This window comes from Kitasatospora sp. NPDC036755 (genome assembly GCF_040636595.1).
Lineage (GTDB): Bacteria > Actinomycetota > Actinomycetes > Streptomycetales > Streptomycetaceae > Kitasatospora.
The window spans coordinates 1-14323 of record NZ_JBEZUT010000218.1 but is presented as its reverse complement, the minus strand read 5'-3'; the positions used below and the strand labels follow the sequence as shown (position 1 = coordinate 14323).

General features: G+C 73.8%; 12 protein-coding genes. 5 read left to right on the top strand and 7 right to left on the bottom strand.

What is annotated here, in order from left to right; all coding sequences use genetic code 11:
- The 3 genes from AB0E96_RS27670 to AB0E96_RS27660 all read right to left on the bottom strand — a co-directional run.
- Positions 1 to 854, bottom strand: an 854-nt coding sequence (locus AB0E96_RS27670) for an N-acetylmuramic acid 6-phosphate etherase (protein ID WP_359828239.1), incomplete at its 3' end; no start/stop codon positions are given.
- Entirely contained in the window at positions 838 to 1050 is a 213-nt protein-coding gene (locus tag AB0E96_RS27665) for a hypothetical protein (protein WP_359828238.1), read from the bottom strand. The genes AB0E96_RS27665 and AB0E96_RS27670, both read right to left, overlap by 17 nt.
- A 69-nt stretch (positions 1051 to 1119) precedes the next feature.
- Entirely contained in the window at positions 1120 to 1995 is an 876-nt protein-coding gene (locus AB0E96_RS27660) for a MurR/RpiR family transcriptional regulator (RefSeq protein WP_359828237.1), read from the bottom strand.
- A 224-nt stretch (positions 1996 to 2219) separates the two neighbouring features.
- On the opposite strand from AB0E96_RS27660, the gene AB0E96_RS27655 reads away from it, so the two are divergent.
- From AB0E96_RS27655 to AB0E96_RS27645, 3 genes are read left to right on the top strand one after another with little or no spacing between them, the layout of a single operon-like run.
- Positions 2220 to 3257, top strand: a complete 1038-nt coding sequence (locus AB0E96_RS27655; RefSeq protein WP_359828236.1) for an ABC transporter substrate-binding protein — start codon at positions 2220 to 2222, stop codon at positions 3255 to 3257.
- 3 nt (positions 3258 to 3260) lie between these two features.
- Positions 3261 to 4085, top strand: a complete 825-nt coding sequence (locus AB0E96_RS27650) for an ABC transporter permease (protein WP_359828234.1) — start codon at positions 3261 to 3263, stop codon at positions 4083 to 4085.
- Positions 4064 to 4813, top strand: coding sequence for an ATP-binding cassette domain-containing protein (locus AB0E96_RS27645; protein ID WP_359828232.1), 750 nt, complete (start codon positions 4064 to 4066; stop codon positions 4811 to 4813). The genes AB0E96_RS27650 and AB0E96_RS27645 overlap by 22 nt, the downstream gene beginning before the upstream one ends.
- Positions 4814 to 5252: 439 nt before the next feature.
- Here AB0E96_RS27645 and AB0E96_RS27640 read toward each other — a convergent pair whose 3' ends face one another.
- Positions 5253 to 5729: a hypothetical protein gene (locus tag AB0E96_RS27640; RefSeq protein WP_359828231.1), complete on the bottom strand. Its 477-nt coding sequence runs from the start codon at positions 5727 to 5729 to the stop codon at positions 5253 to 5255.
- Positions 5730 to 6157: 428 nt separating this feature from the next.
- On the opposite strand from AB0E96_RS27640, the gene AB0E96_RS27635 reads away from it, so the two are divergent.
- Together AB0E96_RS27635 and AB0E96_RS27630 are read left to right on the top strand one after the other, a co-directional pair.
- Positions 6158 to 7138: a DJ-1/PfpI family protein gene (locus AB0E96_RS27635; protein WP_359828230.1), complete on the top strand. Its 981-nt coding sequence runs from the start codon at positions 6158 to 6160 to the stop codon at positions 7136 to 7138.
- 142 nt (positions 7139 to 7280) lie between these two features.
- Positions 7281 to 8684, top strand: coding sequence for a DJ-1/PfpI family protein (locus tag AB0E96_RS27630; protein WP_359828229.1), 1404 nt, complete (start codon positions 7281 to 7283; stop codon positions 8682 to 8684).
- Between the two features lie 145 nt (positions 8685 to 8829).
- Here the strand turns inward: AB0E96_RS27630 and AB0E96_RS27625 are convergent, their stop codons facing one another.
- The 3 genes from AB0E96_RS27625 to AB0E96_RS27615 all read right to left on the bottom strand — a co-directional run.
- The gene (locus tag AB0E96_RS27625) at positions 8830 to 9462 is read right to left on the bottom strand and encodes a hypothetical protein (protein WP_359828228.1); all 633 of its coding nucleotides are present in this window, start codon (positions 9460 to 9462) and stop codon (positions 8830 to 8832) included.
- A gap of 302 nt (positions 9463 to 9764) precedes the next feature.
- Positions 9765 to 11963, bottom strand: a complete 2199-nt coding sequence (locus AB0E96_RS27620) for a M4 family metallopeptidase (RefSeq protein WP_359828241.1) — start codon at positions 11961 to 11963, stop codon at positions 9765 to 9767.
- Positions 11964 to 12459: 496 nt separating this feature from the next.
- The coding region (locus AB0E96_RS27615) for a LuxR C-terminal-related transcriptional regulator (protein WP_359828227.1) at positions 12460 to 14323 on the bottom strand (1864 nt) is incomplete at its 5' end.

Below are 14323 nucleotides of genomic sequence, written 5' to 3'. Positions count from 1 at the left end.
CGTTCCGGCGCCGCGCCGGTGCTGAGCGCCACCAGGGCGGTGGCGGTCTCGCCGGCGCACCTGTCCAGACAGTCGGCGGCCTGCTCCGGCGTCACCCGGCAGGCCGTCACCAGGGTGCGCACCGCGCGGGCGCGCAGCTTCCCGTTGCGGGCGGAGGCGGCGACCATCAGGTTGGACCAGGTGCGGCCGGTGCGGACCATCAGCGCGGTGGAGAAGGCGTTGAGCGCGAGCTTCTGGGCCGTACCGGCCTTCATCCGGGTGGAGCCGGTGACCACCTCCGGCCCCGTGGCGAGCACCACGTGCAGGTCCGCGTGGGCGGCGGCCGGCGCGGCCGGGTCGCCGGACAGCAGCGCGGTGGCGGCTCCGGCGGCCCGGGCCCGGGCGAGCGCGCCGAGGACGTACGGGGTGCGGCCGCCGGCGGTGACGCCGATGACCAGGTCGCCCGCGACCGGCGGGTCGTCCTCGGCGTCGTCCGGGGCGGTGTCCTCGGCGTGCTCGGCGGCGCGGCCGGCGGCCTGCGGGCCGCCCGCGAGGTGGGCGACGACGGTCTCCGGGCCGACGCCGTACGTCGGGCCGAGCTCCAGCGCGTCACCGAGGGCGATCCGGCCGCCCGCGCCCGCGCCGTAGTAGTGCACCCGGCGGCCGCGCGCGAGGGCCTCGACGCCGGCCTCGACCAGCCGTGCCAGCTGGGGCAGCGCGGCCCGCACCGCTCCGGCCACGGTCGCGTCCTGGTCGTTGATCAGCCGGAGCAGCGCCGGGGTGTCGAGGGTGTCGAGCTCCGTGCTGAGCGGGTGGCGCGCCTCGGTGGGGGGCAGCTGTCCGGCGCCGGGGGCCGGGTCAGTCGGCGTACGCATCGAGGCTCCAGGGCGCGTGGGTGGAGGCGGTGCCCCGGGCGGTCGGGGCGGGGCGCGGGTGGCGGCCGCTGCTGCCGTGCGGGCCCGTGGGGTACTCGACGCCGCCGGTGCCGGTGCCGGTGGTGGCGATGGCGGCGGCCGGTGGGAGCGGCAGGAGGCGGCGCGGTGGGGTGGGTCGGGGTGGTGCGGTGGGCACGGTCGGGCTCCGGTCCGGGTCGGAAGGATCGGCGGGGGTCTGGAAGGGGGGGCGGGAAGGGGGGGCGGCTCAGCGGGGCCGGCGCAGGCTGTGGCGGCGGACGGCGTCGTGGGCGCGCTCCAGGCCGTCCAGGATGCGGGCGTGGTCGTGCTGGGCGAGGGTGACGTAGAGGGCGTCCACGACGGTGAGTTGGGCCGTCCGGGAGGCGGTGCCGCCGCTGCGGAAGGCGGTCTCCCGGGCGGCGGTGAGCAGGACCAGGTCGGCGGCGGCCGCGGCGGGGGAGCGGGGGCCGCTGGTGACGGCGGCGGTGCCGGCCCGCGCGGTGCGGGCCTCCTCCAGGACCTCGACCACCTCCCTGGCCCGGCCGGAGTGGCTGAAGCCGATGGCGAGGTCGCCGGGTTCGAGGAGCGCGGCGATCATCAGGGCGGCGTGCACGTCGCTGGCGAACACCGCGCCGTAGCCGAGTCGTTGGAGCTTCTGGGTGGCGTCCAGCGCGGCCAGCGCGCTGGAGCCGACTCCGACCACCAGGATCCGGCGGGCCCGGCGGACGTGGTCGCCGAGCGCGGCGAGCACGTCGAGGTCGAGGCCGGCGGCGGTCTCCTCGGCGGCCCGGGCGTTGGCCCAGCCGACCTTGCGGACCAGCTGGGCCGGGGTGTCCTCGGGGCCGAGGTCGCTGGAGAGGTCGAGGTCGGCACGGTCGTCGGCGCGCAGGCGCTCGGCCTCGGCGGCGAGGGCGAGCCGGAGCTGGGCGTAGCCGCGCAGTCCGAGGCTGCGGCAGAACCGGTGCACGGTGGTCTCCGAGGTGCCGGCGGCGCGGGCGAGTTCGGAGATGGTCCGTTCGGCGGCGCGGCCGGGGTCGACGGTCACCAGGTCGGCGATGCCGCGTTCGGCGGGCGGCAGCTGGTCGCGGCGGTGGCGGATGCGGGTGAGCAGGTCATCGGGCACGGCAGTGACCCTAGCCATCGGCGCGGTGTTGGTAAATAACTTTCAGGCCTGCCGCCAGCTTTCCAGGTCATGCGGTACCAGTGCGCAACACGGCGCAATGTTGCGGCAATTCAGAAGCCATAGTGGAAAGATATTTACGGGAATTCGTTGACAGCGCCCGGGCGTCGTGGTGACCATGAGGCCACCCCAATCCCCTGTTCACCCCCTCGTCCGGGAGCTCCGCCATGCCCACGTTCCGTCCGCTCGTCCCCGCTGTCAGCGCAGCCGTGCTCGCCGCGGCGGTGCTGGTCGGCTGCTCCTCCGGCACGGGCGGCAAGGCTTCGGCCGGGCCGGCGGTCGCGCCGCTGGCCACCTCCGTGCCCGGCGGTGTCACGCTGCGGATCGCCGACCAGAACGACCTGCTCAGGACCACGCTGCAGGCGTCCGGACAGGACCAGGACCTGCCGTTCCGGATCAGCTGGTCCTCCTTCCAGGGCGGCCCGGCCGTACTGGAGGCCTTCCGGGCCGGTGCCGCGGACGTCGGGTTCGTCGCGGACGCCCCGGTCGTCTTCGCCCAGGCGCACGGTCAGGACGCCCGGGTGGTCGGCGTCGTGCAGAACAGCCCGGACGCCGTCCACCTGTGGACCTCTCCCGGCAGCACGGCGAAGACCGTCGCCGACCTCAAGGGCAAGAAGATCGCCTACGCCGAGGGCACCACCTTCCAGCCCGCCGTGCTGACCGCGCTGAAGAACGCCGGCCTCAAGCCCGCCGACGTCACCCTGGTCAAGCTCAACCCGCCGGAGATCCCGGCCGCGCTCGCCGCCGGCCAGGTCGACGCGGGCACCCTCACCGAGCCGCTGGTCAGCAAGTACGCCAACGCCTACCAGGACAAGGGCGCCCACGAGGTGGACGGCGACAAGGGCCTGACCAGCGGGCTGCAGCTGCTCATCGCGCCCGGCGCCGCCGTCACCGACCCGGCCAGGAGCGCGGCCCTCGCCGACCTGGCGGCCCGCTTCACCCGGGCCGAACTGTGGATCACCGCGCACAAGGACGCCTGGGTGCAGTCCTACTACGTGAACTCGCAGAAGCTGCCCGCCTCCGTCGGCGAGGCCGTGGTCGCCAACAACGGCACCGCGACCATCCCCGACTACACCACCGCGGCGGCCCGGCTGCAGCAGATCACCGACGTGCTGGCCGCGGCCGGGGTGATCGACGAGCTGGACATCGCCACCGCCTTCGACCGCCGCTTCGACGCCGTCCAGTCCGCCGCGGCGAAGGGCTGACCCATGGCCACCACCACCCGCCTCCCCACCCTCCGCCGCCGCCCGCGCACCGCCCGCCCGGCGGGCCCCCGAGGCCGCAGGATCCCCTTCGCCCGCGCGCTCGGCCCGCTGGTCCTGCTCGGTCTCTGGCAGCTCGCCTCCGCCACCGGGGTGCTGGACCCGCAGACCCTCGCACCGCCTGGCGACGTCGGCGGGCGCGCCTGGGACCTGCTGACCAGCGGCCAACTGGGCCACCACCTGTGGGTCTCGCTGCAACGCGCCGCCCTCGGGCTGGCCTTCGGCACCGCCGCCGCCGTGGCGCTCGCCCTGCTGGCCGGGCTCTCCCGGCTGGGCGAGGCCCTCATCGACGGCACCGCGCAGCTCTTCCGGGCGCTGCCGATCCTCGCCCTGGTGCCGCTGGCGATCCTCTGGTTCGGCATCGGCGAAGAGGTCAAGATCATCCTGGTGGCGCTCGGCACCTTCTTCCCGGTCTACCTCAACACCCACGCCGCGCTCACCGGGCTCGACGTCCGCTGGGTCGAGCTCGCCCGCACCCTCGGCCTCGACCGGCTCCGGTTCCTGCGCCGGATCGTGCTGCCCGGCGCGGCCCCCGGATTCTTCACGGGCCTGCGCATGGCCGTCACCGTCTCCTGGCTGGTCCTCGTGGTCAGCGAGCAGATCAACGCCGACAGCGGCATCGGCTACCTGATGGAACAGGCCCGCACCTTCGGCGAGACCGACGTCATCGTCGTCGGCCTGGTCGTCTACGGGCTGCTGGGACTGACCTCCGACACCCTGGTCCGACTCCTGGAGAGGAAGGTGCTGCAGTGGCGCACGACCCTGGGCTGACACCCGCCGAGGACGGCGTGCGACTGCACGCCCTGAGCCGCTCGTTCGACGGCCGAACCGTCCTGGACGGGATCGAACTCGACATCGCCAGAGGCGAGTTCACGGCCCTGCTGGGCCACAGCGGCTCCGGCAAGTCCACCCTGCTGCGCGCGGTCGCCGGCCTGGACGACACGGTGGCGGGAGAGGGCCTGATCGAGGTGCCCGAGCCCAGCTCGGTGGTCTTCCAGGACGCCCGGCTGCTGCCCTGGAGCCGGGTCCTCGACAACGTCGCCCTCGCACTGCCCGGCCCGCGCGCCGCCGCCCGCGAACGCGGGCGCGCGGCACTGGCGGAGGTGGGCCTGGCCGACAAGGAGAACGCGTGGCCCGCCACCCTGTCCGGCGGCGAGGCCGCCCGGGTCGCCCTCGCCCGGGCGCTCGTGCGCGAGCCCCGGCTCCTGCTGCTCGACGAGCCGTTCGGCGCCCTCGACGCGCTCACCCGCATGCGCATGCACGGCCTCCTGCGCGACCTGTGCGCCCGCCACCGTCCCGCCGTCCTGCTGGTCACCCACGACGTGGACGAGGCCCTGCTCCTCGCCGACCGCCTCCTCGTCCTCACCGATGGCCGCTTCTCCCTCGACCTGCGCCCGACCGTCCCCGCCGGCCCCGACCGCCGCCGCCACCCCTCCTTCGCCGGCCTGCGGGACCGCCTCCTGCTGGCCCTCGGCGTCCCGGAGGACGCCCGCGCCTGACCGCCCCCAGCGGTGCGCCGGCCCGGCGGGGCCCGGTGCAGCGGCGTCCCGGCGGGTGCTCGGGCCGGGGACGTCACGGTCGGGCGGCCCTGCCGTCCCCGGCGGCCCGGTGCCGTCGTTGTCGGGGTGATGTCGGAGGGGACGAAGTGGACGGTGTCACCGTCCGGTTCGAAGCCCTTGATCTGGTCGCAGAGCAACGGTACGTACGCGTTCGAGTCGGCGGCCTTCCCTCACGTCTTCCTGTGCATGGATACCGGACGCGACGGTGGACCCGGCGCGGTCGGCGCCGCCGGCCGAGCGGCCGGGCCGGGAGGGTGACGCCCTCCCGGCCATGAGTGGTGAGGGTGCCCCGCCGTCGGGTGACGGCGGGGCACCGGGCGTTGTCCGCCGGGGACTCCGGGTGCCGCCGCCCTGCGGGAGGCGGCACCCGGGGGCGGCGTCAGTAGATGAGGATGTCCCAGTGGCTGCCCTCGTTGCAGTACAGGTTGCCCGACGCGGCCTTCCACTGCGGGTAGCCGTCGCCCCGGAGGCCGATGTACGTGAAGCTGTTCTGGACGTAGCCGTCGATGCAGGAGTTGCGGGCGATGTCGACCTTGTAGCCGTTGTAGTGGCTGTAGGTGCCCGACGCGTGGCCGACCTCGGTGCCGCCCGTGATGTTGATGGCACAGCCGCTGGCGCGCTTGAGGGTGATGATGGCGCTCACCGTGCCCGAGTTGATCTGGTCGAACGACGTGCAGGTGGAGTTGGACCTGGTGGTGCAGCCCCCGCTGGAGCTCCACGTGATGCCTGCGCCGCTGAACTGGGTGGCGGCCGCCGACTGGGACAGCTTGGTGCCGCTGGCACCGGCCGTGGGCGCCGAGACGGCGAGGCCGGCGATGGTCAGGGCGACGACGGTGGCTGCGGTGCGTGGCTTCATCTGCATCTCCCGGTGAGGATGGTGTGCCTCCGACTCGGTTCCTGTCCTCCTGCCGTGCCTCGGCGGGAGGACGGGAAGCCCGCTGCCGGTCTGACGGAACCACCGCCCGCGGTTCCCGGGGAACGGGGAACGAGGGGGATGGGCGTCGAGCGCCGGCGTCGGACCAGGATGGCCCACGGGTGTCTATGCGAGTAGACCCGGGTCTGTGAATTTCCCGTGACGGGGGAGTGGTCCTCGGGGCGTCCCCCGGCCCCCGGCCCCCGGCCCCCGTCCGCCGTCCGCAGTCCCCCATCTCCCGTCCGTCGGCCCCCTCCGGCCGGCTCCGAGCCCCTCCGGCGGGCGGCCCGGCGCTCCCGGTGCCGGATCCGTCCGCTTCCCGTCCCCGGGGGACCTCGTGCGGGCGGTGCGCGTCGGCCTACCGTGACGGGGTGAGCGAGGAGACAAGCGGGTGCGCCGGGCGGGTACTGGTGCTGGTGCTGCCCGAGGTGAATCTGCTGGACCTCGGTGGTCCCGTGCAGGTGTTCGATGCCGCGGCCCACCTCGGCGGCGGCTACCGGCTGGAGTACGTCGCCGAGGCGGACCACCTGCGGTCCGCCCTGGGCCTGCGGCTGGCCGGTCTGGCGCCGCTGCCGACGGTCCGGCCGGCGTCCGGGGACCTGGTGCTCGTGCCGGGGCCCCGGCTGACCGGATCCGACCGGCTGGTGGCGCCCGCCGTGGTGCGCTGGGTGCGCGAGGCCTACGAGGCGGGCGCCCGGGTGGCGTCGGTGTGCAGCGGTGCCGCCGTCCTGGGGGAAGCGGGGCTGCTGGACGGCAGGGCGTGCACCACGCACTGGTCGCTCACCGCGGCGATGCGGCACCGGTATCCGCGCGCCCGGGTGCGCGAGGCCGCGCTCTACGTGCACGACGGGCGGATCAGCACCAGCGCGGGCATCTCCTCGGGGATCGATCTCGCGCTGTCGCTGGTCGAGCGGGACCGCGGCCCGGAACTGGCCGCGCGCGTCGCGCGTGAACTGGTGCTGTACCTGCGGCGGGACGGAGACGCGGCACAGATCAGTCCGTTCCTGCGGCACCGCGACCACGTCCAGCCCGCGGTGCACCGGGTGCAGGACCACCTGGCCCAGCACCTGGACACCGCCTTCACCCTGCGTGAACTCGCCGGTGTCGCCGGACTGTCACCGCGCGGTCTGACGCGGGCCTTCACCGCCGCCACCGGCATCACCCCGTTCGGCTACCAGCGGCAACTGCGGCTGGAGCGGGCCCGAACCCTGCTGTCCGGCACCGACTTGACGGTGGAGGCGGTCGCGGTCCGCTGCGGCTTCCGCGACGCGCGACAGCTGCGCCGGGTGGTCGGCGACGCCTTCGGAACCCCTCCCTCGCGGCTGCGCGCACCGCTGCGGCCGACCGCCTGACGAACCCGGCCCGCACGCGTGCGGTCCGTTCCCCCGGCCTTCCCCGGCCCCGGGCCGTTTTCCGCTTTTCCGTTTCCATGAGGGCCGATCGGCACCATGCTGCCGATCAGCGCCCGGATTGTCGAGGTATGTCTTGTCCACGGTGAGTTCCGACGTACGCAAGGGCCGCCGGGCCCTGCGCCGTGCCGGCTGGGTCCTGTCGGGCACGGCGCTGTCGGTGGTGTGCTTCGCGGGGATCGCCTTCGCGGGGGTGAGCGCGTCGATGGCCGACAGCTTCGCCCCGGCTCCCCGCGGATCCGGTACCCGGGCGTGGCCGCCGGCCCCGCCGGTGCCGGACGGCCGGATCACGGTGGCGGTCGCGGTCGGCAACGCGGGCTCGGTGGCCACCGACGTACTCGCGCCCTACCAGGTGTTCGCCGAGTCGCCGGAGATGTTCGTCTACACGGTGGCCGCCGAACGCCGTGTCTCCCCGCTGTCCGGCGGCGCCCATCTGCTGCCCGACCACACGCTGGCCGAGGTGGCGGACGGCACCCTGCCGGAACCCGACGTGGTGGTCGTGCCCGCGGTGACCGACCCCTCGGGAGCGGGAGAGGACGGGCTGCGCCGGTGGATCGTCGAACGCCACCGCAAGGGTGCCCGGATCCTCGGGGTGTGCGCGGGCTCCGAGCTGCTGGCCGCCTCCGGTCTGCTCGACGGCCGCGACGCCACGTCGTTCTGGTCCAACATCGGATCTCTGGAGCGCAGTTACCCGAAGGTCGACTGGAAGCGCGGGCAGCGTTACGTGGAGGACGGGCGGGTGACGACCACCGCGGGCGTCACCTCCGGCACCGTGGGCGCCCTGCGGGTGGTCGGGGAGCTGGTCGGCGAGGCGGAAGCGGCCCGGATCGGCACCGGCTTGTCCTACCCGGGCTGGACTCCGGACGGACCGACCGCGATACCGGCCAACCACCTCGCCCTCGGGGACCTGCCGTACGCCCTCAACGCCGCGTTCCCGTGGCTGCGCCCCACCACGGCCATCGGCCTGGTCGACGGGGTCGAGGAGATCGACGCGGCCGCGGCGGTCGAAGGGTACGGCGGAGTCTCCTTCGCCGACCGGACGGTGGTGGTCGGCTCCGGTGACACCGTCACCACCCGCCACGGCCTGGTCCTCGTCACCCGTCCGGCGACGGGGGACGCCCACGGCGCGGACCGCTTGGTGGTGCCCGGCGTCGAGGACGCCTCCGGCGTCGGCGCCGCGCTGGGCGACTGGGCCCGCCGCAACGGGCTGACCGTCGAACTGCCCGGCGGGGGACGGCGGTCCGGGGAGTTCGGCTTCGATCCGGTCCTGCGGGACCTCGCCGAGCACAGCGACCGCCGTACCGCGCTCGCCACCGCGAAGTTCTCCGAGTACCCCTCGGCCCATCTGGCGCTGGCCGGAGCGTCCTGGCCCTGGCGGCCCACCCTGCTGGCCGCGGCGGCGGTCGTCCTGAGCGCGATGGCGGGACTGGCACCGGCGGCGGTGCGACGGGCGGTGCGACGGCGGCGACTGAGACTTCCGGTGGCGTAGCGCCCGGGACGCCGTCGGCACTGGCCGCGCTCGTGGGCGAGCCGTTGCCACCTTCAGCGGCACCACGGCGGTGGGCGTGGTCACCGCGGTCGGCGGCCCGGGACACCGTGGAGTCCCGCCGCAGCTCCGGCGGAATGCCGCGGTGTCACGGCCTTCCGCTGTTCGGAGGACCGTAGTTGGCGGTCAGGGCCGCCGCGTAGGCGTCCGGGACGGCGTGGCCCGTGAAGGCGAGCGAGAGGTAGGAGTCCAGGGCAGCTGACACCTCGAGGAAGGGCCCGAACCGTTCGCGCCAGTCGTTCCGGGTGTCCGCGTCCGGGAAACCCCGGAAGACCGTGACCTCGGGATCCCTCTCACCCCAGCACCCCCATCGTCCGGAAGGGCCGGTCACGGCGATGACCTTGGCGGAGACCGCGATCGACTCCGCGAAGTCGTCGTCCGAGGTGAAGCCGATCTCCTCCCAGTAGTCGTCCTCGTCCGCGTCGACGGACAACGACCTCGTGGGCTGGAATCGACGCTCCGGAAGGTGGAGATCGTCGGGACCGGGCTCGAGAACCAGCAGTTCGACGCGATCGTCGCCGTGCCATCGGGCCATCGCGCGGAGCGCCGGCCAGAACTCCCGGGTGAGGACGGCGTCGAACTCGCAGAACAGCGAATCTCCCGTGAGCTTCGTGAAAGCCTGGCCGGGCAGCCTGGCATCGAGGTCGAAGACGGACGCGCTGCTGGAGGGAACGTCGAGGCAGCCGTCGCGGCCAAGCGTGCCCGACTCTTCCGTTGCCACCAGTCTTCCCCCGGTCCGTTCCTGATGTCGGCCTTCCCGGATCCGGGTCATGGCGGTCGGCCGTTCACCCGGGGGCTGTCGGCCATCGGCCGCAGGAAGTGCCTCGCCCCGTCCTTCGTGTACAGGATAACCACTGAGCCCTTGTCGGTACGGGGCCGGCCGGTGGCCCCGGGTTCCTTCGGGAGCCGGCGAGGAACGGTGCCGTAGGCACGAGAGGTGATCCGGTCGGCGAGGAGGGTGCCTTCGCCGACCGGATCACCTCGGTGCTCAGTGCCGCTCTGTGCCGCTCAGTGCGGGCGCGGTCAGAAGATGAGCTTCCAGCCGTCGAGGTGGCCCGAGTCGGTGCGGTAGGTGTCCTGCATCCGGAGGCGCCAGGTGCCGTTGGCGGGCTGGGCGGAGGCGTCCACCGTGTAGGTCTCGATGACGTTGGCGGCCGAGTCGCCGAGGTTGCCCTTCTTCAGCGGGTAGACCGTGCCGTCGGGGCCGACCAGGTCGATGACCAGGTCGCCGCGCCAGGTGTGCTTGATGTCCACACCGACCTTCAGGTCGCTCGGGGCCTGGCCCGGGATCCGGTCGATCACGATGTCCGAGAAGACGGCCGGGCCCCCGTCCGGGATCTGCAGGGGGGTGGTGTTCGCGAAGATGCCCCGCGAGACCTTCCAGGTGAACGTGGTGGAGACCCGGCTGTTGTGGGAGCCCTTGGCGGTGACGGTGACCGTGTACGTGCCGGTCAGCGCCGGGACGCCGGTGATGCGGCCGGTGACCGGGTGGAGCGTCACGCCGGTGGGGAGGCCCGTCGCGTGGTAGGTGACGATGCCGGGGTTGAAGTTGGCGGCCTTGACCTGGAGGTCGGCGGCCGCGCCGATCGCGGTGATCTGGTTGTCGACGGGGTCCAGCAGGATGCCGTCGACGACGCGCGGGCCGACGTTGATGGCCGCCCAGGCGTTGGCGGTGTTCTGGTAGGTCGCGCTGGTCGGCCCGTAGAGGTCGGCGGCGGCCTTGAGGGTGGCGGTGCGGGCGGCCGCGTAGTTGGTGGACGAGGTCATGTAGGTGGTGAGTGCCCGGTACCAGATCTTGGCGGCGGCGTCCCGGCCGATGCCGGTGACGGGCAGGCCGTCGGAGGTCGGGGAGTCGTAGGTGACGCCGTTGACGGTCTTGGTGCCGCTGCCCTCGGAGGCCAGGTAGAACCAGTGGTTGGCCGGGCCGGAGGAGTAGTGGACGTCGATGGAGCCGAGGTCGGCCGACCAGGAGTCGCGTGACTTGCCGTCCTTGGAGGGCTTGTCCATGTAGCGCAGCGGGCTGCCGTTGCCCCGGATGTCGATCTTCTCGCCGACCAGGTAGTCGCCCTTGTCCTCGGCGTTGTCGGCCCAGAACTCGATGGCGGCGGCCATGATGTCGGAGGTGGCCTCGTTCAGCCCGCCGGACTCGCCGCTGTAGATCAGGTTCGCGGTGGCGGAGGTGACGCCGTGGGTCATCTCGTGGGCGCCGACGTCGATCGAGGTCAGCGGCTGGATGTTGTTCGTGCCGTCGCCGTAGGTCATGCAGAAGCAGCTGTCGGACCAGAACGCGTTGACGTAGTTCTTGCCGTAGTGGACCCGGGTGTAGGCGCCGACGCCGTCGTCCTTGATGCCGTTGCGGCCGTGGACGTTCTTGTAGTAGTCCCAGGTGAGTTGGGCGCCGTAGGCGGCGTCCACGGCGGCGGTCTGCCGGTTGGCGACGGTGCCGTCGCCCCAGGTGTCGGTCGGGTTGGTGAACAGCGTCCGGGTGCCCGTGGTGCCGTTCAGGTCGTAGGTGCTGTGGCCGCCGCGGGTGTTGTCGGTCATCGCGAAGCCGCTGCCGGACGCCGCGGTGCCGATGGTGACCTGGCCCGAGTACTTGCTGTTGCCGATGCCGGTCTCGATGCCCTGGTACTCGAAGATCTTCTTGCCGGAGTTCGCGTCGGTGATGACGTGCAGCTCGGAGGGCGTGCCGTCCTCCTGGGTGCCGGTGACCACCGTCTCCCAGGCGAGGCGCGGGGCGCCGGACCCGGCCCAGACCACCTTGCGGGCGTCGTCGGCCGCGGGCTCCGCGACCTTCGCGCTCCCGGCGCTGTCGAGCGCGAGGCCCTTCGCTGCCTCGGCGCTCTCCTTGGGCGTGGTGTCGACGGCGATGTCCGCGTCGGTGGCCTTGGTGACGCCCTTGGTGGAGCCGTCGGGGGCGGTGTGGACGACCAGGTCGCCGCCGAGGACGGGCAGTCCGTCGAAGGTGCGCTCGTAGCGGGTGTGCAGGGTGCCGTCGGTGTCCTTGGTGACGCCCTTGACGACCAGTGCCTCCTTCGCGCCCAGGTTCAGCGCCTCGGCGGTCTTCGCCAGGGAGGCGTCCGCCGAGGCCAGCAGCGCGCCGCGCTGCTCCGGCGACAGCTGCACCGGCAGCGCGCCGGCGAGGGCCTGGACCTCGGCGGGGGCCTCGGCGGGGATCTCGGCGGCGGTGGCGACGCCGGACGTCAGAGTAGCCATGATCATCGCGGCGCCTGCTATCAACGCGCCTGCCGCGGTGGTCTTTCCGGGGGATCGAGTCACACTGAACTCCTTCTGCGACGGCCGGGTTTCGGGTGGCCGGAGTCAGCCGGGCGGCCGAGGGTGACGTCGCCCGGTAGAGCTGGTGGTTCGAACGGGTGGAACGGTGTCCGACGTGAATTGCCGCGTCGGATGGTGCGCGGGCGGCCGCAAGGGGCTCTGCGGCGATGGGACGGTACAGTGCCAGCTTTGGTGGGAACACGTCACCCCGTGTGGCAACAGTTGGCCGAAATGCTTCGCCGCCGACGTAATGCAGAGGTAAATGACCGTCAGAAGACGGGCAATGCGCGGGAAAAACAGGCGGGCGCCACGGACGCCCCCACCGCCCGAGCCGGGCCGGCCCGGGCCGGCGGTGGGGCGGCGAGGTACTGGCGTTCCTCCTCGGTGACGATCACCCGGTCGACCGTGGAAGCCCAAGTCGCCCTGAGGGCAGGGCCGCAGGTCAGCGCCGCGGCCCTCGCGCACTCCCGGCGGGTTCGCCGCGCTGCTCGTACGTCCACACGGCGAGCTGGGTGCGCGAGGCGAACCCCAGCTTGCCCAGGATGCGTTCGACGTGGTTCTCCGCGGTGCGCTGCGCGATCGTCAGGCGTGCCGCGATGTCCCTGTTGCTGAGGCCCTCGGCGACCAGCTCCGCGACCTGGCTCTCGCGTTTCGTCAGCCCCGGCACCTCGGCCGCGTCGTCCAGGACATGGGTCATCGCCTCGTCCACGGTGGCGCGCGCGCCGCGGCGGAACTCCCGGTCGAAGGCGGCGGCGCCCAGGGCCTCCCGTACCGCGGCGTCCAGGCGCAGGTGCTGGGCGCGCATGAACGGCGCCGCGCCGAGCCGCCCGCCCAGCGACTCCCACAACAGGTGCAGCACGCCCAGGAGCCGGGCCGCGCGCCGCGGGGCGTCCCGGGTGCTCCAGGCGATGACCTCCACGCACATGGCGACGTCCCACCAGTCCTGGAACGGGCGCAGCCGGGCGATGGCCGCCCGGGCGTGGGTGACCGCGTCGGCGGGTGCGTCGGCGCGCAGGGCCAGCAGCGCGCGGGCGAGCAGGGCCATGCCGTGCAGCCAGGACTCGCCGTGCGCGCGGGCGGCCGCCTCGACCTCGCCGCACGCCTCGTCGGCCGCGGCGGCCTCGCCTCCGCAGGCGTGGGCGATGGCGAACTTGACCCGGCATTCGAGGGCCGCGTCGAGGCAGCCCAGCGCGCGGAACTCGGTGCGTGCCCGCGCGAACAGCTCGGCGGCGCCCGTGAAGTCCTCGCGCCAGACGGCGAGGATGCCGTGGTGGTGCCACACCCACGCCGTCTCCCGCCGGTGGCCGCCCCGCCGGGCCGCGGCCTCGCACACGGCGAGCGCGTGCCGCACGTCGGCGTCCGGGTCGCCCTGCAGGATGCGCAGGTACGTGTCGGTGACCAGGGCCTGGACGTGGACGGCGGCGTCCGGGCCGTCCGTGCCGTCACCGTCGCCGCCGCCGTGCGCGCGGTCGGCGCCGTCCGGGGCGCGGTCGGCGGCGAGCAGCTGCGACAGCCAGTGGCGCCCCTCGGACAGCAGCCCCGCCGTCATCCAGTAGTGCCGGGGGGACACCGCCAGGGCCAGGCCGGCCCGCGCCCGGCCGGGCCGCTCCAGGCAGAACTCCAGGGCCGCGCGCAGGTTGGGGTGGTCCAGGCGCAGGTGGGTGAACCAGTCGACCTGCCGGGGCCCGAACCACTCCCGCCCGGCGCGTGCGGTCAGTTCGGCGTACCGGTCCCGGTGGCGGCCCCGCAGGGTGTCCAGCGAGCCGGACGCGGCCAGCCGCTCGTGCCCGTACTCCCGGACCGTCTCCAGCATGTGGTAGCGCGAACGTCCGCGCACGTGACGGCAGTTGACGATCGACCGGGCGACCAGGCCGTCGAGGGCGTCGAGCAGGGCGGCGGGCGGCAGTTCGGCGTCCGCGCAGACCCGTTCGAGGCTCTCCAGGTCGAAGCCGCCGCGGAACACCGAGGCCCGCTCCCACAGCAGCCGCTCGGGGCCGGTGCACAGGTCGTGGCTCCAGTCGATCAGGGCGCGCAGGGTGCGCTGCCGGTCGGCGGCGACGCTGCTGCCCCCGGTCAGCAGGGCGAACCGGTCCGTGAGCCGCTCCAGGATCTCCTGCGGCGTCAGGCTGCGGATCCGGGCCGCGGCCAGCTCGATCGCGAAGGGCAGGCCGTCCAGGCGGCGCACGAGCTCGGCGACGGCGGCGGCGTCGGACCCGGTCAGGGTGAAGCCGGGCAGGACGGCGGCGGCCCGGTCGACGAACAGCGCGACGGCCGGATTGCCGCTCAGGGTGCGCAGGTCGCGATCC

What these genes read in the sequence shown, in the direction of transcription:
- AB0E96_RS27655 (WP_359828236.1), top strand. Translation starts at nt 2,220, where the DNA reads ATGCCCACGTTCCGTCCGCTCGTCCCCGCTGTCAGCGCAGCCGTGCTC.
- AB0E96_RS27620 (WP_359828241.1), bottom strand. Translation starts at nt 11,963, where the DNA reads ATGATCATGGCTACTCTGACGTCCGGCGTCGCCACCGCCGCCGAGATC.
- AB0E96_RS27650 (WP_359828234.1), top strand. Translation starts at nt 3,261, where the DNA reads ATGGCCACCACCACCCGCCTCCCCACCCTCCGCCGCCGCCCGCGCACC.
- AB0E96_RS27640 (WP_359828231.1), bottom strand. Translation starts at nt 5,729, where the DNA reads ATGAAGCCACGCACCGCAGCCACCGTCGTCGCCCTGACCATCGCCGGC.